We start from the raw sequence: 15,686 nt of genomic DNA, 5'->3' as shown, positions 1-15,686 counted from the left end.
ACGAGGAGGACGAACATGGCTGATGAGATCCATACGGGCGGATGCCAATGTGGTGCCGTCCGCTTTCGCGTCGAAGGCAAGCTCGGCGACGCTTCCGTTTGCCACTGCCGCATGTGCCAGAAGGCGAGCGGCAACTTCTATCTGCCGCTCGTTTCCGTGCGCGGGGCGAAGGTCACCTGGACGCGCGGCGGGCGTAAAAGGTTCCAGTCGTCGAATGCCGTGTGGCGCGGCTTCTGCGGCAATTGCGGCACGCCGTTGACCTTTGAGGCGCCGGACGGCATGGCGCTCGCGATCGCGGCCTTCGACCGGCCGGAGGGCATCGTCCCGACGATCCAATGGGGCATCGAGGCCAAATTGCCTTATGTCGATCATGTGCCCGAGCTTCCGGGCGAAGAGACGATGGCGGACACGGAGGCGACGTCGTTCCTCGCCGATCTCGTGTCCTACCAGCATCCCGACCACGACACCCAAACCTGGCCACCGGAGGAGAGATGATGAGCGAGACTGTGCGAACAGGAGGTTGTCAGTGCGGCGCCGTTCGCTTCCGCATTCATGGGGAGCTGGGGCGCCCGTCGATCTGCCATTGCCGAATGTGCCAGAAGCAGTTCGGCTCGTTCTTTTCCGCGCTGGTGACGGCGCCGAAGGACGGGGTCGAGTGGACGCGTGACGAGCCGAGCTATTTCCAGTCCTCCGTCAATATCGACCGCGGCTTCTGCGGCAAATGCGGCACGCCGCTGACCTATCGCCATCCCGGCGGTCTCGAAATCGCCATCGGCGCCTTCGACGACCGGTCCGACCTCGCGCCGAAGATCCAGGTCAATTACCAGGCTCGGCTTCCCTGGGTCGAAACGATCTTCGAGCAGCCGGTCCACGAGGACTCGGATTATTACGCGCGGCAGGAACAGATCATCTCCTTCCAGCATCCGGACCACGAGACCGACCAGTGGCCGCCGGCCGGAGTCTGGGCGAGATGATCCGGCGTATCTTTACCGGCGGCTGCCAATGCGGCGCCGTGCGCTACCGCGCCGAGGGCACGCTCGAGGATCCGCATATCTGTCATTGCCGCATGTGCCAGAAGGCGGCAGGCAATTATTTCCTGCCGCTCGCCAATATCGCGCGCGAGGACTTCCGCATCACCCGCGGCGAGCCGGCCTGGTTCCGCTCGTCCGACCTCGCGCGCCGCGGCTTTTGCCGCCGCTGCGGCACGCCGCTCTTCTACGACATGCCGGAAGCGAGCTTCCTGAACATCGCGCTCGGTTCGCTCGACGATCCGGATGACGTGCAGCCGATCTATCAGTCCGGCGTCGAGTCGCGGATGTACTGGTTCTCGCATCTGCCGCGGCTGCCCGAAAAGGAGACGGACGACGGCAGCGAAGCGGCTGCCGAGCGACATCTTACCGTCCTTGAATCCAACCGCCAGCATCCGGACTACGACACGGTGCATTGGCCGCCCGAGGAAGAACTATCGTGAGCTCTCAATTGCGTACGCTCTATCCCGAGATCGAGCCCTATGCGTCCGGCCATCTCGATGTCGGCGATGGCCACGTGATCTATTGGGAACGCGCGGGCACCCCCGGCGCGAAACCGGCCGTTTTCCTGCATGGCGGCCCGGGCGGCACGATCTCGCCGAACCATCGCCGGCTTTTCGACCCGGCGCTTTACGACGTGACGCTGTTCGATCAGCGCGGCTGCGGCAAGTCGACGCCGCATGCGGAGATCGAGGCGAACACGACCTGGCATCTCGTCGCCGACATCGAGCGGCTGCGGGAACTGGCAGGCGTCGACAAATGGCTGGTTTTCGGCGGCTCCTGGGGATCGACGCTGGCGCTCGCCTATGCGGAGACGCACCCCGAGCGCGTTTCCGAACTCGTGGTCCGGGGCATCTATACGCTGACCAGGGCCGAACTCGACTGGTACTATCAGTTCGGCGTCTCGGAGATGTTTCCCGATAAATGGGAGCGCTTCATCGCCCCGATCCCGCCGCAGGAGCGCCACGAGATGATGCGGGCCTATCACCGGCGCCTGACGAGCGAGGATCGCGCGACGCGGCTTGCGGCCGCCAAGGCCTGGAGCATCTGGGAGGGCGAGACGATCACGCTGCTGCCGGAGCCTTCGACGAGCGCGCACTTCGAGGAAGAGGAATTCGCGCATGCCTTTGCCCGCATCGAAAACCATTTTTTCGTCAATGCCGGCTGGCTCGAGGAAGGGCAGTTGCTGCGCGATGCCCACAAGCTCCATGGCATACCGGGCGTGATCGTGCACGGGCGTTATGATATGCCGTGCCCGGCGCGATATGCCTGGCAGTTGCACAAGGCCTGGCCAGAGGCGGAATTCCACCTGATCGAGGGGGCGGGGCACGCCTATTCCGAGCCGGGCATTCTCGATCGCCTGATCCGCGCGACCGACAAGTTTGCCGGCAAGACCGCATAGCGCGGATGGGAAAACGCTGCGCAGATTCATAGAATTGCATTTGGAACCGAGTCATGACCAAGGAACGCATCTATCTCTTCGACACGACGCTTCGAGACGGGCAGCAGACGCCCGGCATCGACTTTTCCGTCGAGGACAAGATCGCGATCGCGGCCATGCTCGACGAATTCGGCATGGACTATGTCGAAGGCGGGTATCCGGGCGCCAATCCGACGGACACGGAATTCTTCAAGCGGAAGCGCACCGAGAAATCCTCCTTCGTCGCCTTCGGCATGACCAAGCGCGCCGGCGTTTCGGCCTCCAACGACCCCGGCCTCAATGCCCTGCTTGCCGCCGACAGCGATGCAGTCTGCCTCGTCGCCAAGAGCTGGGACTATCACGTTGCCGTGGCGCTCGGCTGTTCCAACGAGGAGAATCTCGAGAGCATCCGCGCTTCCGTCGAGGCGGTGGTTGCTTCCGGCCGCGAGGCGATGGTCGATTGCGAGCATTTCTTCGACGGCTACAAGGCGAACCCGGCCTATGCGATCGCCTGTGCGACGACGGCGCTCGAGGCAGGCGCGCGCTGGGTGGTGCTCTGCGACACCAACGGCGGCACGCAGCCGCCGGAGATCCGCGACATCGTTTCGGCCGTGATCGCCTCAGGCGCGCCCGGCGCCAACCTCGGTATCCATGCGCATAACGACACGGGCCAGGCGGTGGCGAATTCGCTGGCCGCGGTCGAGGCCGGCGTGCGCCAGATCCAGGGCACGTTGAACGGCATCGGCGAACGCTGCGGCAATGCCAATCTGGTGACGCTGGTCGCGACGCTCGCGCTCAAGGACACCTATTCGAGCCGCTTTGAGACGGCAATCGACGCCGACAGGCTCCAGGAACTGACCGGGCTCGCCCATTCTTTCGACGAACTCCTCAATCGCTCGCCCGATCCGCAGGCCCCCTATGTCGGCGCCTCGGCCTTCGCCACGAAGGCCGGCATTCACGCCTCGGCGCTCCTCAAGGACCCGAAGACCTACGAGCATGTCGCGCCGGAAAGCGTCGGCAATCTGCGCAAGGTCATGGTCTCGGACCAGGGCGGCAAGGCCAATTTCATCAATGCGCTGAAACGGCGGGGCATTGCGGTCAGCAAGGACGACCCGCGGCTCGACAAACTGATCGCGATCGTCAAGGAGCGCGAGGCGACGGGCTATGCCTATGAGGGCGCGGATGCGAGCTTCACGCTGCTCGCCAGTCGTATCCTCGGAACCGTGCCGGACTTCTTCCACGTCGAAAGCTTCCGGGTCATGGTCGAGCGCCGCTTCGATGCGAACGGCAGGCTGAAGACCGTCTCTGAAGCCGTGGTCAGGGTGATCGTTGACGGCGAAACGATGATGTCTGTCGCCGAGGGCCATGGCCCCGTCAACGCGCTTGACCTCGCGCTGCGCAAGGATTTGGGCAAATACCAGTCGGAGATCGCCGATCTCGAGCTCGCAGACTACAAGGTCCGCATCCTGAACGGCGGCACCGAGGCGGTGACCCGCGTGCTGATCGAATCGACGGATCGAACGGGCGCGCGCTGGTGGACGGTCGGCGTTTCCGACAACATCATCGACGCCTCCTTCCAGGCATTGATGGACAGCATCGTCTACAAGCTCCTGAAGAACCGGGACCAGGTCGGACTGATCGCGGCGGAGTAGGGGCGGATTCACTCGACCTCACCTGCGCCCGCCATGTTAAGCCGTTTTCACCCTTCGCTTCACGGAAATGAATTGGTGCATCACCGTTCGTTGGAGTAGGACGCACGAGGAGGAACGGCGAACGATCCGTCGGGGCGCGCCGTCCATTGAGACCGGAGCGGTTGCCGCTCGGCTCCGGTGAAGCTTTCAGGATCAGGATCATGGCCGAGCCGAACGCGAAACTGCCCGCCGAGAATACCGATTCCGCACGAGGTTTCGCCTTCGCGCTGGCCGCCTATCTGCTCTGGGGCTTCCTGCCGTTTTTCATGAAGGCGGTGGCGCATATCCCGGCAGCGGAAGTCGTCGCGCACCGTATCGTCTGGTCGGTGCCGCTTGCCGGCCTCGTGCTTCTTTGGCTCGGCCGCACGCACGAGATCAAGGCCGCGCTGCGCTCGCCGCGCATGCTGAAGATGGCGACGCTGACCGCTGCCCTCATCACCGTCAACTGGGGCATCTATGTCTGGGCGATCGGCGCGGGCCGTGCGATCGAGACGGCGCTCGGCTACTATATCAACCCGCTGTTTTCGATCTTTCTCGGCGCGCTGCTGCTCAAGGAAAGGCCGAACCCGGCGCAGATGGCGGCGATCGCGCTCGCCGCGCTCGCCGTGGCGGTGCTCGCCTTCGATGCCGGCGGCCTGCCCTGGGTTTCGATCGGGCTTTGCTTCTCCTGGGGCTTCTATGCCTTCTTCCGCAAGACGCTGCCGATCGGACCGAACCAGGGCTTCTTCCTGGAAGTGCTGCTGCTCAGCGTTCCCGCAGCGGGCTACATCGTGTGGCTCGAAGCCACAGGGCAGGGTCATTTCGGTGACACCAACATGACGGATGTCCTGCTGCTTCTCTCCTGCGGCCTCGTCACTGCCGTGCCGCTGATGATCTATGCGAACGGCGCCAAGCTGCTTCGGCTTTCGACCATCGGCATCATGCAGTACATCGCCCCGACCATGATCTTCGTGATTGCCGTCTTCGTTTTCCACGAACCCTTCGGCATGGCGAAACTGATCGCCTTCGCACTGATATGGGCCGCACTCTTCATCTATTCGGGCGCGATGCTCGCGGAAAGCAGGGCGCGCCGCGCGGCGGCGCAGCCGTCGCCGGCGGAATGACGTGGAACGAGTGACGTGAAGGACGGCGTCAAAGCCGGGAAATGATCTCGGTTTCGCCTTCGCGGCTCTTGGCGCCGGCCGAGGCGAGCATGGCGGGGACAATGTCCTCGGCCCTGTCGATCACCAGCGGCTGGACCAGATGGGCCGTATGGACGAAGCCCTCGTCACGCATGTGCTGCATGAGCTCCAGCATCGGGTTCCAGAAGCCGTTGATATTGCCGAAGACCATCGGCTTCCGGTGGCGGCCGAGCTGCGCCCACGTCATGATCTCAACGATTTCCTCGAGCGTACCGATGCCGCCCGGCAGCGCCACGAAGGCGTCGGCGCGCTCGAACATCTTGTGCTTGCGCTCGTGCATGTCGGCGGTCACGATCAGCTCGTTGAGCTGACCGAGCGAGTGGCGCGTCGCTTCCTTGTCCATGAGGAATTCGGGGATGATGCCGGCGACGTGGCCGCCGGCGGAAAGCACGCCGCTTGCGACCGCGCCCATGATCCCGCGCGTGCCGCCGCCATAGACGAGGCCCAGTCCATGATCGGCGATCGACTTTCCGAGGAGGCGGCCCGCTTCGATATAGGCGGGGTCGCGCCCGGGCTGGGAGCCGCAATAGACACAGACGGACAGAATCGGGTTTGCTTCGGTGCTCATGGGCCCAAAAAACATTGCACCGCAGCACGGGTCAAGAAAAATGAGGGACAAAGCCCAGTCGAACGGGCGGCCCGGGATGGCGGGCGCTTGTGCAGAACTACAGGAAACGTTAGCAATTTCAGTAATACATTGAAGAATTCGGACGGCTGTGCCGCGGTTGCGCTATAATGGTGCACTGGCGCTGCAGACGCCGCCAGCAAGGGGGCTGCGGAGGGCATCAAGACGCTCCGCCCTGTGGAGAGTTGCATGATTAAGAACAAGGCCGGTTGGATGGCCCTGGGTGTCCTGGCGATTGCGACCGCATTGATGGTGTTTGTGGTCCAGCCCAATCTGCGTGACACCGACACGGAGCAGACGGCACAATCCGCAGCAGGTGGCGGACAGCCCGGTGAGGTGCCGGCGACGCCGGAGACCGAGGGCGCATCGCCGGCCACGCAAGGCACCAGCGCCGAGCAGGCGGCCAAGGGCACCGCGGACGATGCGGCCCAGAAGGGCACCCCAGGCGTATCCGATCCAGTTGCGAGCTGGACCGTTCCGGGATTTGACGTCCTGCGCGTCGAGCCGGACGGATCGACAGTCATTGCGGGCAGGGCCCAGCCCGGCACCAAGCTCGAGATCATGAGCGGCAACACCGTCGTCGGCACGGCCGATGTCGGCGCCGCCGGCGACTTCGCCGCGGTCTTCGACAAGCCGCTTCCGGCCGGCGACCACCAGCTGACGCTGAGAAGCGTCGGTCCTGACGGCGCCAGCAAGACGTCGGAGGAGGTCGCCACCGTTTCGGTGCCGAAAGATCCAGCCGGTCAACTGCTGGCGATGGTGTCGAAGCCCGGCGAGGCGAGCCGTCTGATCACGACGCCGAAGGCCGACACCGAGGTGAAGCAGGCGGCGATCGAACCGAAGGCCGGTGAACCCGCCGACGCTTCGGCCACGCCTGCCAAGCCGAGCGTCGCACCCGGCCTCCAGGTGACGGCCGTCGAGATCGAGGGCGAGAAGATGTTCGTCGCCGGCAATGCCAGGCCCGGCGCACTCGTGCGCATCTATGCGGATGACAAACTGCTTGGCGAGATGAAGGCCGACGACCAGGGACACTTCGTCGTCGACGGCTTGATCGAGCTTTCGGTCGGCAGCCACATCATTCGCGCCGACATGATGAACGAGGATGCCAGCAAGGTGGCGATGCGCGCCTCGGTGCCCTTCGACCGGCCGGCAGGCGCTCAGGTTGCCGCCGTCGCCGGCTCGTCGACGACGACGCCTGCCACCGGCCTCGATCGCCTGAAGGCGGAGGCGGGCAAGGCGCTCGCGCTGCTGAAGGGGCTTTTCGCCGATGGAAAGCAGCCCTCGACCGAACAACTCGCCGCCGCCCGCTCGGCGACGGAAATCGCTCTCAGCTCGCTCGCCGAGTTCAGGCCGGCGGACAATGCCGATCCGGCCTCGGCGACCGCCGCGGCCGAGGCCTCCAGGGCCGCCGCCCAGGCACTGACGGTGCTGAAGGCGTCCCCGCAGGACCCGGCGAGCGTTGCGGCGGCGCTGCAGAAAGTCGATGGCGCGATCGGCTCGACGCTGACCCAGCAAAGCGGCGGCGTCGCGGCGACCGTGGCGACGGAACCGAAGACGGCGGCCGCGACCGAGACCGCCGCGGCGACGGCAACGCCGAAGGCGGAGCCTGCGCCAGGCGCGCCGGCAGCGCCCGCGAACGAGCAGGCAGCGGCATCCGCACCCGGCGCGGTTGACGAGCAGCCGGCAACGATCGAGCAGGCGCCGCTCAAGGAGAGCAAGACCACCGTCATCATCCGCCGCGGCGACACGCTCTGGCAGATTTCGCGCCGCGTCTATGGCGCCGGCGTTCGCTATACGACGATCTATCTTGCCAACCGCGAGCAGATCCAGAATCCGGACCTTATCCGCCCGGGCCAGATTTTCGGCGTTCCCGACAAGGCGCTCACCGACGAGGAAGCGCGGGAATTCCACCGCAAGCACATGCGACACGAAGAATAGTCGATCTTTTGCCGGCATTTCCATTGCGTCCGCTGCAAGGTGGACCTATCTGACAAAAAAACGCGGCGTCTTCAAAGGGCGCCGCTTTTCATTGAAGATGGAGCGGGAAAACCATCGAAGGGCTTCGTGCCCGGCGTCCCGCATCCACCATCGGAATCGAAGCGGACAGAGACGTGGCCCCCCAGAACCAGAAGAAGACGGTTTCCGCCGATCGCGCCAACCCTCTCGGAACCATCGCCAATCTATGGCCCTATATGTGGCCCGCCGATCGTGTCGATCTGAAGCTGAGGGTCGTCTGGGCGACGGTGATCCTGGTGGTCGCCAAGGTCGTGCTCATCCTCGTCCCCTATTTCTTCAAGTGGGCGACGGATGAGCTCAACAACAGGCCCGACGGCCTCGGCTTCCTGCCGCAGTTCCTCACCGGCGCCGTCATGCTGGTGCTCGCCTACAATCTCGCGAGGCTGCTTCAGACCGGCCTGAACCAGTTGCGAGACGCGCTCTTTGCGAGCGTCGGCCAGCACGCCGTGCGGCAGCTTGCCTTCCGGACCTTCGTCCACATGCATCAGCTGTCGCTGCGCTTCCATCTCGAGCGGCGCACCGGCGGGCTCTCCCGCATCATCGAGCGCGGCACCAAGGGCATCGAGACGATCGTCCGCTTCACCATCCTGAACAGCGTGCCGACCCTCATCGAATTCCTGCTGACGGCGGTGATCTTCTGGTGGGGCTATGGCTTCACCTATCTCTTCGTGACCGCGATCACCGTCTGGCTCTACATCTGGTTCACCGTGCGCGCGAGCGACTGGCGGATCGCGATCCGCCGTTCGATGAACGACAGCGATACCGATGCGAACACCAAGGCGATCGATTCGCTCCTCAACTTCGAAACCGTCAAATACTTCGGCAACGAGGAGATGGAGGCGAAGCGCTTCGACAAGTCCATGGAGCGCTACGAGCGCGCCGCCACCCAGGTCTGGACTTCGCTCGGCTGGCTGAACTTCGGCCAGGCGCTGATTTTCGGCGCCGGCACGGCCGTCATGATGACGATCTCGGCGCTCGCCGTTCAGCGCGGCGACCAGACGATCGGCGACTTCGTCTTCATCAATGCCATGCTGATCCAGCTCGCCATCCCGCTGAATTTCATCGGCTTCGTCTATCGCGAGATCCGCCAGGGGCTGACCGACATCGAGCACATGTTCGATCTCTTGGACGTCCAGGCCGAAGTGCTCGATCGGCCGGATGCCAAGGAGCTCGAGATCGAGCGCGGGGCGATCGCCTTCCGCGACGTGCATTTCGCCTACGATGGGGCCCGGCCGATCCTGAAGGGGATTTCCTTCGAGGTTCCCGCGGGCAAGACGGTCGCGGTCGTCGGGCCCTCCGGTGCCGGAAAGTCGACGCTGTCGCGGCTGCTCTACCGCTTCTACGACGTGCAAACAGGCTCGATCACCATCGACGGGCAGGATGTGCGCGACGTCACCCAGAAGAGCCTGCGCGCCGTCATCGGCATGGTGCCGCAGGACACGGTGCTGTTCAACGACACGATAGCCTACAACATCCGCTATGGCCGGGTGACGGCCACGGAAGCGGAGGTCGAGGCGGCGGCGGAAGCGGCGCAGATCGCCGACTTCATCCGCGACCTGCCGGAAGGCTTCCGGGCGATGGTCGGCGAACGCGGGCTGAAGCTCTCGGGGGGCGAGAAGCAGCGCGTCGCGATCGCCCGCACCATCCTGAAGGCGCCGCCGATCCTGATCCTCGACGAGGCGACCTCCGCGCTCGACACCAAGACAGAGCAGGAAATCCAGGCGGCGCTCGACGTCGTGTCGCGCAACCGCACGACGCTGGTCATCGCGCACCGGCTCTCGACCGTGATCAATGCCGACGAGATCATCGTCTTGAAGGACGGCGTCATCGCCGAACGCGGCACGCATGGCGAGCTGCTCGACCGGGATGGCCTCTACGCGTCCATGTGGAACCGCCAGCGCGAGGCGACGCAGGCGGAGGAGCAGCTGAAACGGGTGCGCGAGAGCGACGAGCTCGGCATTGTCGATCGCGGCATGCCGGCCGCCTGAGGGATCACCGGTCGCCACTATCCAATAGCCATCTGGCGTTCGGCGTTGCCGGGCTGTCGAATTCGCGCTAGTTCACGTCGGAAATCAGATCTGGAGAGTAGGGTTCATGAGTTTGGTCGACACGCTGCGCAACACGCTCGTTCCGGTGCACAAGGAAGGCTATCGCTTCATCGCGATCTTCTTCGTCGTTTCGCTGGTGCTTGGACTCCTTTGGGAGCCGCCGATGTGGATCGGCTTCCTGCTGACCGCCTGGTGCGCCTATTTCTTCCGCGACCCGGAACGCATGACGCCGATCGACGACGATCTCGTCATCAGCCCGGCGGACGGCCGCGTGTCGTCGATCGCCACCGTGACCCCGCCCGATGAGCTTGGCCTCGGCTCCGAGCCGATGCTGCGCATCTCGGTGTTCATGAATGTCTTCAATTGCCACGTGAACCGTGCGCCGATGAGCGGCACCGTTCGCCGCATCGCCTATCGTGCCGGCAAGTTCGTCAATGCGGAACTCGACAAGGCAAGCCACGAGAACGAGCGCAACGGCCTCGTCCTCGAGACGAAGCACGGCGCGATCGGCGTCGTGCAGATCGCCGGCCTCGTCGCGCGGCGTATCCTGTGCTGGACGACGGAAAACGCTTCGCTCGAAGCGGGCGAGCGCTTCGGCCTCATCCGCTTCGGTTCGCGCCTGGACGTGTTCCTGCCGGAGGGCGCCGAACCCCGCGTGACGCTCGGCCAGACGGCCGTTGCCGGGGAGACGGTGCTTGCCGAGTTCGGCTCGGCAAAGGGCCCGGTCATCAGCCGGCGCGCGTGAGGAAGGATCATGGACGAGCCCCGGCAGGAAAAATCCGCAGGCGCCGCTGAAACGGCGGTCGGCGCGACGGATTCGCATGACAAGGCGCGTGGGCCCCGGCTGCGCGAAATCCCCTTGCGCCTCATGGTTCCGAACATGATTACGGTCCTGGCGATCTGCGCCGGCCTCTCCGGTATTCGCCTCGCCTTCGAGAACCGCTTCGAGCTCGCCGTCGCCATGGTCCTGCTAGCCGCCTTCCTCGACGGCATAGACGGGCGCATCGCACGCCTGCTCAAGGCCACGTCGAGCTTTGGCGTCCAGATGGACTCGCTCGCGGACATCATCAATTTCGGCGTGGCGCCGGCGCTCGTGCTCTATGTCTTCCTGCTCGACCAGGCGCGCTCCGTTGGCTGGATCGCGGCGTTGATCTATGCGATCGCCGTCGGCCTGAGACTCGCGCGCTTCAACGTCATGGCCGAGCGCCAGGTCAAGGCGGCCTGGCAATCGGAATATTTTGTCGGCGTTCCGGCGCCCGCCGGCGCCATGCTGGTGCTGCTGCCCGTCTATATCGGGCTTCTCGGCCTCGCGCCGGATCGGGTCTTCGCGCTGATCGCCTCGGTCTATACCGTGCTGATCGCCTTTCTGCTGGTCAGTCGTCTGCCGGTCTGGTCCGGCAAGGCGGAGAACCGCGTGCGCCGCGATCTCGTGCTGCCCGCCATCCTCGTCGTCGTCCTCTATGTCGCGACGCTGATGACCTATACTTGGGAGACGATGGTCGTGACGGCCGTGGCCTATCTCGTCAGCCTGCCCTTCGGCGCCCGCTCCTGGCAGCGCAAATACGGCGACTGGCCCGCCGGCCAGGATAGCGACGGCTTTCCGAGCGACAGCGAGTAAGGCTGTAAGGGTCTTTTCTACGCGCGATAGCCCCTCATCCGGCCTGCCGGCCACCTTCTCCCCGCAGGCGGGGCGAAGGGACAGGCGGCGCCGCCTGAAATCCCCTGTCCGCGCAATGCGGGGACAGGGTTAGGCTCAATCGACATTCAGGATTCCCATCGGCCCCTTGCTGTGATTCATAGGGTTCCGCATTTCAAAGCGGAGCGGGGCGATGGGTATCAAGCGATACGAATTGAGCGACGCGCAGTGGGCGCGGATAGCGGCGTTGTTGCCGGGCAAGGCTGGTGACCCTGGCCGGACGGGCGGCGATAACCGGCTGTTCGTCAACGGCTGTTTGTGGGTGCTGCGCTCCGGGGCACACTGGCGCGACCTTCCGGAACGCTATGGCAAGTGGAAGACCGTGCATCGCCGTTTCAGCCGCTGGTGCCATGCCGGCGTGTGGGAGCGCGTGTTCGCGGAACTGACCGCCGACCATGACAACCAATACCTGATGCTCGACAGCACCATCGTGCGCGCCCATCAACAGGCTGCGAGCGGAAAAGGGGGGCCAAGGATCAGGCGCTGGGGCGTTCCCGAGGCGGATTGACCACCAAGATCCACATGCTGGCCGACGCACTCGGACGCCCCCTGCGCCTGATCGTCACCGCCGGTCAGGTCGGCGACGTCACGCAGGCAGAAGCCTTGCTGGAGGGGTGGTCTGGCGCCGCCGTCCTCGCTGATAAAGCCTATGACAGCAACGCCCTGCGCGAGACGATCGCCGCCATGAAGGCCGAAGCGGTCATCCCCTCAAACCGCTCGCGCAAGGTCATCATCCCTCATGACGGCGAAGTGTATCGACACCGCAACCGCATCGAACGCTGCTTCAACCGCCTCAAACACTTCCGGCGTTTCTCTACCCGCTATGACCGGCGGACAATCTACTTCGAGGGCTTCGCCCTACTCGCCGCTGCAATGATCTGGCTCAGGTGAATGTCGATTCGTCCTAGCCCTCGGGTTTAACCTGAGGAGAGCGGCAACCCGCAACCGTCGACGGGTGGCGGGAAGACATATCCGGCAGGCTTCCGCCAGCTTATTCCGGCATGCGGTAATCGACGATCTTCTTCTCGCGGACGATGAAGAGCTTGCCGGTCTCGGTCTGTTCCGGACCGAGGAGGGGCATCAGCGCGGCCGCAACTTCCGATGGATGCGGCACGGTGGCCGGGTCTTCGCCGGGCATCGCCTGCGCCCGCATGGCCGTGCGCGTCGGGCCCGGATCGACGCTGAGGATCCGCAGCGGCAGGCGTTGGGTTTCGTGCGCCCAGGTGCGCGCCAGCGCCTCGACCGCCGCCTTCGAGGCGGAGTAGGGGCCCCAGAAGGGCCTGCACTTGTGGGCCGCGCCCGACGAGAGGAGGAGCGCGCGGCCGGCGTCGGAGCGGATGATCAGCGGCTCGAGCGAGCGGATCAGCCGCCAGGTGGCGGTGACGTTGATCGCCATAACCTTCTCGAAGACCTTGGCCTCCACGTGCCCGATCGGCGAGATCGTCCCCAATATGCCGGCATTGGCCACCAGGATGTCGAGCTTGCCCCACCTTTCGGCGATGGCGCCGCCGAGCTTGTCGATGGCCGCCATGTCGGCGAGATCGAAGGGGACCAGCGTCGCCGATCCGCCGACCGCCTTGATCGCGTCGTCCAGTTCCTCGAGGCCGCCGACGGTGCGGGCGCAGGCGATGACATGGGCGCCGGCCTTGGCGAGTTCGAGGGCGGTGAAATAGCCGATGCCGCGCGATGCGCCGGTGACGACGGCGATCCGGTCTTTCAGGTTGGGCGTCATATTGTCTTTGTTATCCGTTGCTGGCGAGAACCGAAAGCTTGCGGACGTTGCTCGCAGCCTCCTGGTCGAGAAGGCGGGTCGGGTAATCCCCGGTGAAATAGTGGTCGGTGAATTGCGGCGCCTGCGCGTCGCGCGGCGCACCGCCGACGGCGCGGTAGAGCCCGTCGATCGTCAGGAATGCGAGCGAATCGGCGCCGATGTAGCGGCACATCGAGTCGAGGTCGGGATGCTGGTTGGCGAGCAGCTTGTCGCGGTCCGGCGTATCGATGCCGTAGAAATCCGGATGGAAGATCATCGGGCTCGCGACGCGGATATGCACTTCGCTCGCCCCGGCGTCGCGGATCATCTGCACGATCTTCACCGACGTCGTCCCGCGCACGATGGAATCGTCCACGAGCACGACGCGCTTGCCGGCGATCATGGCGCGGTTCGCCGAATGCTTCAGCTTGACGCCGAAGGCCCGGATCTGCTGCGTCGGCTCGATGAAGGTGCGTCCGACGTAGTGGTTGCGGATGATGCCGTATTCGAAGGGAATGCCGCTCTGCTGCGCGTAGCCGAGCGCGGCCGGCGTGCCGCCGTCGGGCACCGGAACGACCACATCTGCCTCGACCGGCGCTTCCTTGGCGAGATTGACGCCCATGTTCTTGCGCGCCACGTAGACGCTGCGACCGCCGACGATCGAATCGGGGCGGGCGAAATAGACGTATTCGAACAGGCAGAGCCGCTCGGGACGCGCCGTTTCGGGCTTGCGCGCGTCGACCGAGATCGAGCCGTCCGGCTGGATCTCGCAGATAACCACTTCGCCGTTCTCGATATCGCGGATGTACTTGGCGCCGATGATGTCGAGCGCGCAGGTTTCCGAACAGAAGATCGGCTTGCCGTCGAGTTCGCCCATGACGAGCGGGCGGATGCCGATCGGATCGCGCGCGGCGATCAGCTTGGTGCGCGTCATCGCCAGCATCGAATAGCCGCCTTCCATCTGGCGGATGGCGTCGATGAATCGATCGGAGGAGGAGGGCTGCTTGGAACGGGCGATCAAATGAAGAACGACCTCGGTGTCCGAGGTCGACTGACAGATCGCGCCGTCGGCGATCAACTGGCGCCTGAGCGTCAAACCGTTGGTGAAGTTGCCGTTGTGCGCGATGGCGATGCCGCCGACTTCGAGCTCGGCAAAGAGCGGCTGGACGTTGCGCAGGGCGACCTCGCCGGTCGTCGAGTAGCGCGTGTGCCCTATGGAAATAAAGCCGGGCAGCTTGGCGAGCGTCGCCGGGTCGGTATAGTGGTCGCCGACGAGGCCCATGCGCTTTTCGGTATAGAACTGCTTGCCGTCGAAAGTGACGATGCCGGCCGCTTCCTGGCCCCGGTGCTGCAGCGCGTGCAGCCCGAGCGCGGTCAGCGTGGCTGCGTCCGGATGGCCGAGAATGCCGAAAACGCCGCACTCCTCATGGAGGGTGTCGCCGTCGACTTCGTCATGGATTTCGCTGGATCTCAGATCGGTCATCGCAATTCGCCTCTGCTCCGTGCCCGTGCGCATATCGTGATCGCGCTGCCAGTCTTCAAGCGATTTTACTCGAAACGCTGGCGAGCGTCATTTCAAATGGACAAAGCCCGCACAGCGGGCTTTGTCGCAAGATGTCCTTCAATCTCAGCCGTTCGTCGCCGGCGCTTCCTCGGCGGGTGACGGCTCGCTCGCCGGCGGCGGGTTTTCGCCTTCGCCTTCGCCGGTTGCGTCCTTGCCGCGCAGGCGATCGAGAATGGTGGCGTCCGCCTCTTCCGGCAGCAGCGCGATCAGCTTGTTGCCGAGATTGTCGAGGAGCGGTTTCGACTTCGCCTGGGTGACCCATATCGGCTGCTGCTGCGGGGCGACCAGCCAGTTGAAAAACAGCATGGCGACGACAACCAGCAGGATGCCGCGCGCCGCGCCGAAGAGGAAGCCGAGCGTGCGGTCGAGGGCGCCGATGCGGCTGTCGATGATGAAATCGGCGATCCGCATCGTGATGAAGGAGATGATGATCAGGGCGACCAGGAAGACCACGGCCGCGGAGCCGATCATCGCGACGGTCTCGCTGGTTGTGTACTGCTTGGCGTAGGGCAGCAGGTACGGATAGAGAAAGTAGGCGGCGGCGGCCGCGCCGACCCAGCTCGCGACCGACAGAACCTCGCGCGAGAACCCGCGGACCATTGCGAGGATCGCCGAAAACAGCGCGACGCCGAGAACGATACCGTCGAGAATTGTGATGGGCATATTG

General features: G+C 64.7%; 15 protein-coding genes. 11 read left to right on the top strand and 4 right to left on the bottom strand.

Translation table 11 applies throughout. The annotated features are described in order from the left end of the window. Nucleotides 1-15 precede the first annotated feature (15 nt). The 6 genes from ATB98_RS13880 (at nucleotide 16) to rarD (ending at nucleotide 5,242) form a co-directional block, all read left to right on the top strand. Nucleotides 16-495, top strand: a complete 480-nt coding sequence (locus ATB98_RS13880) for a GFA family protein (protein WP_066874568.1) — start codon at nucleotides 16-18, stop codon at nucleotides 493-495. After that, nucleotides 495-974, top strand: coding sequence for a GFA family protein (locus ATB98_RS13875; RefSeq protein WP_066874566.1), 480 nt, complete (start codon nucleotides 495-497; stop codon nucleotides 972-974). Before ATB98_RS13880 ends, ATB98_RS13875 begins: the two co-directional genes overlap by 1 nt. Then, complete coding sequence (locus ATB98_RS13870; RefSeq protein WP_066875560.1) at nucleotides 971-1,471, top strand: GFA family protein; 501 nt, start codon at nucleotides 971-973, stop codon at nucleotides 1,469-1,471. The genes ATB98_RS13875 and ATB98_RS13870 overlap by 4 nt, the downstream gene beginning before the upstream one ends. Then, on the top strand, nucleotides 1,468-2,430 hold the full coding sequence (gene pip, locus ATB98_RS13865) for a prolyl aminopeptidase (RefSeq protein ID WP_066874559.1): 963 nt from the start codon (nucleotides 1,468-1,470) through the stop codon (nucleotides 2,428-2,430). The genes ATB98_RS13870 and pip overlap by 4 nt, the downstream gene beginning before the upstream one ends. A gap of 53 nt (nucleotides 2,431-2,483) precedes the next feature. Further along, the gene (gene cimA / locus ATB98_RS13860) at nucleotides 2,484-4,100 is read left to right on the top strand and encodes a citramalate synthase (RefSeq protein WP_066874557.1); all 1,617 of its coding nucleotides are present in this window, start codon (nucleotides 2,484-2,486) and stop codon (nucleotides 4,098-4,100) included. 200 nt (nucleotides 4,101-4,300) lie between these two features. Continuing rightward, a complete protein-coding gene (gene rarD, locus ATB98_RS13855; protein ID WP_066875559.1) occupies nucleotides 4,301-5,242 on the top strand; it encodes an EamA family transporter RarD in 942 nt (313 codons plus the stop codon). A gap of 28 nt (nucleotides 5,243-5,270) precedes the next feature. Here the strand turns inward: rarD and ATB98_RS13850 are convergent, their stop codons facing one another. Then, a complete protein-coding gene (locus ATB98_RS13850) occupies nucleotides 5,271-5,888 on the bottom strand; it encodes an LOG family protein (protein WP_066874555.1) in 618 nt (205 codons plus the stop codon). A 246-nt stretch (nucleotides 5,889-6,134) separates the two neighbouring features. Here ATB98_RS13850 and ATB98_RS13845 point away from each other — a divergent pair, with 246 nt between their 5' ends. The 5 genes from ATB98_RS13845 to ATB98_RS28005 all read left to right on the top strand — a co-directional run bounded on the left by ATB98_RS13845 (nucleotide 6,135) and on the right by ATB98_RS28005 (nucleotide 12,596). Further along, on the top strand, nucleotides 6,135-7,883 hold the full coding sequence (locus ATB98_RS13845) for a LysM peptidoglycan-binding domain-containing protein (RefSeq protein ID WP_066874553.1): 1,749 nt from the start codon (nucleotides 6,135-6,137) through the stop codon (nucleotides 7,881-7,883). A gap of 173 nt (nucleotides 7,884-8,056) precedes the next feature. Then, entirely contained in the window at nucleotides 8,057-9,949 is a 1,893-nt protein-coding gene (locus ATB98_RS13840; RefSeq protein WP_066874551.1) for an ABCB family ABC transporter ATP-binding protein/permease, read from the top strand. A gap of 106 nt (nucleotides 9,950-10,055) precedes the next feature. After that, entirely contained in the window at nucleotides 10,056-10,754 is a 699-nt protein-coding gene (locus ATB98_RS13835; RefSeq protein WP_066874549.1) for a phosphatidylserine decarboxylase, read from the top strand. Nucleotides 10,755-10,763: 9 nt separating this feature from the next. Continuing rightward, nucleotides 10,764-11,627: a CDP-alcohol phosphatidyltransferase family protein gene (locus ATB98_RS13830; RefSeq protein WP_066874547.1), complete on the top strand. Its 864-nt coding sequence runs from the start codon at nucleotides 10,764-10,766 to the stop codon at nucleotides 11,625-11,627. Nucleotides 11,628-11,844: 217 nt separating this feature from the next. Further along, nucleotides 11,845-12,596 (top strand): IS5 family transposase gene (locus tag ATB98_RS28005; protein WP_157111050.1). Its coding sequence is split into 2 segments (ribosomal slippage): nucleotides 11,845-12,163 and nucleotides 12,163-12,596, totalling 753 coding nucleotides; the frame shifts between segments, so codons are not numbered across the junction. Nucleotides 12,597-12,696: 100 nt separating this feature from the next. Here ATB98_RS28005 and ATB98_RS13815 read toward each other — a convergent pair. The 3 genes from ATB98_RS13815 to ATB98_RS13805 form a co-directional block, all read right to left on the bottom strand. After that, on the bottom strand, nucleotides 12,697-13,437 hold the full coding sequence (locus ATB98_RS13815; RefSeq protein WP_066874543.1) for an SDR family NAD(P)-dependent oxidoreductase: 741 nt from the start codon (nucleotides 13,435-13,437) through the stop codon (nucleotides 12,697-12,699). Nucleotides 13,438-13,447: 10 nt separating this feature from the next. Further along, nucleotides 13,448-14,938, bottom strand: coding sequence for an amidophosphoribosyltransferase (gene purF, locus ATB98_RS13810; RefSeq protein ID WP_066875557.1), 1,491 nt, complete (start codon nucleotides 14,936-14,938; stop codon nucleotides 13,448-13,450). Nucleotides 14,939-15,082: 144 nt separating this feature from the next. Further along, nucleotides 15,083-15,682 carry a CvpA family protein gene (locus tag ATB98_RS13805; protein ID WP_066874541.1) on the bottom strand — a complete coding sequence of 200 codons (600 nt, stop codon included), beginning with the start codon at nucleotides 15,680-15,682 and terminating at the stop codon, nucleotides 15,083-15,085. Nucleotides 15,683-15,686: the final 4 nt, after the last annotated feature.

The sequence above is a fragment of the Sinorhizobium saheli genome (assembly GCF_001651875.1).
Classification (GTDB): Bacteria; Pseudomonadota; Alphaproteobacteria; order Rhizobiales; family Rhizobiaceae; genus Sinorhizobium; species Sinorhizobium saheli.
The sequence above is the reverse complement of the archived record's forward strand: the minus strand, read 5'-3'. Positions and strand labels throughout refer to the sequence as shown.

Excerpts from the sequence above, each read along its gene's own strand:
- ATB98_RS13880 (WP_066874568.1), top strand. The coding sequence starts at position 16 with ATGGCTGATGAGATCCATACGGGCGGATGCCAATGTGGTGCCGTCCGC.
- ATB98_RS13875 (WP_066874566.1), top strand. The coding sequence starts at position 495 with ATGAGCGAGACTGTGCGAACAGGAGGTTGTCAGTGCGGCGCCGTTCGC.
- ATB98_RS13870 (WP_066875560.1), top strand. The coding sequence starts at position 971 with ATGATCCGGCGTATCTTTACCGGCGGCTGCCAATGCGGCGCCGTGCGC.
- cimA (WP_066874557.1), top strand. The coding sequence starts at position 2,484 with ATGACCAAGGAACGCATCTATCTCTTCGACACGACGCTTCGAGACGGG.
- rarD (WP_066875559.1), top strand. The coding sequence starts at position 4,301 with ATGGCCGAGCCGAACGCGAAACTGCCCGCCGAGAATACCGATTCCGCA.
- ATB98_RS13850 (WP_066874555.1), bottom strand. The coding sequence starts at position 5,888 with ATGAGCACCGAAGCAAACCCGATTCTGTCCGTCTGTGTCTATTGCGGC.
- ATB98_RS13845 (WP_066874553.1), top strand. The coding sequence starts at position 6,135 with ATGATTAAGAACAAGGCCGGTTGGATGGCCCTGGGTGTCCTGGCGATT.
- ATB98_RS13835 (WP_066874549.1), top strand. The coding sequence starts at position 10,056 with ATGAGTTTGGTCGACACGCTGCGCAACACGCTCGTTCCGGTGCACAAG.
- ATB98_RS13830 (WP_066874547.1), top strand. The coding sequence starts at position 10,764 with ATGGACGAGCCCCGGCAGGAAAAATCCGCAGGCGCCGCTGAAACGGCG.
- ATB98_RS13815 (WP_066874543.1), bottom strand. The coding sequence starts at position 13,437 with ATGACGCCCAACCTGAAAGACCGGATCGCCGTCGTCACCGGCGCATCG.
- purF (WP_066875557.1), bottom strand. The coding sequence starts at position 14,938 with ATGACCGATCTGAGATCCAGCGAAATCCATGACGAAGTCGACGGCGAC.
- ATB98_RS13805 (WP_066874541.1), bottom strand. The coding sequence starts at position 15,682 with ATGCCCATCACAATTCTCGACGGTATCGTTCTCGGCGTCGCGCTGTTT.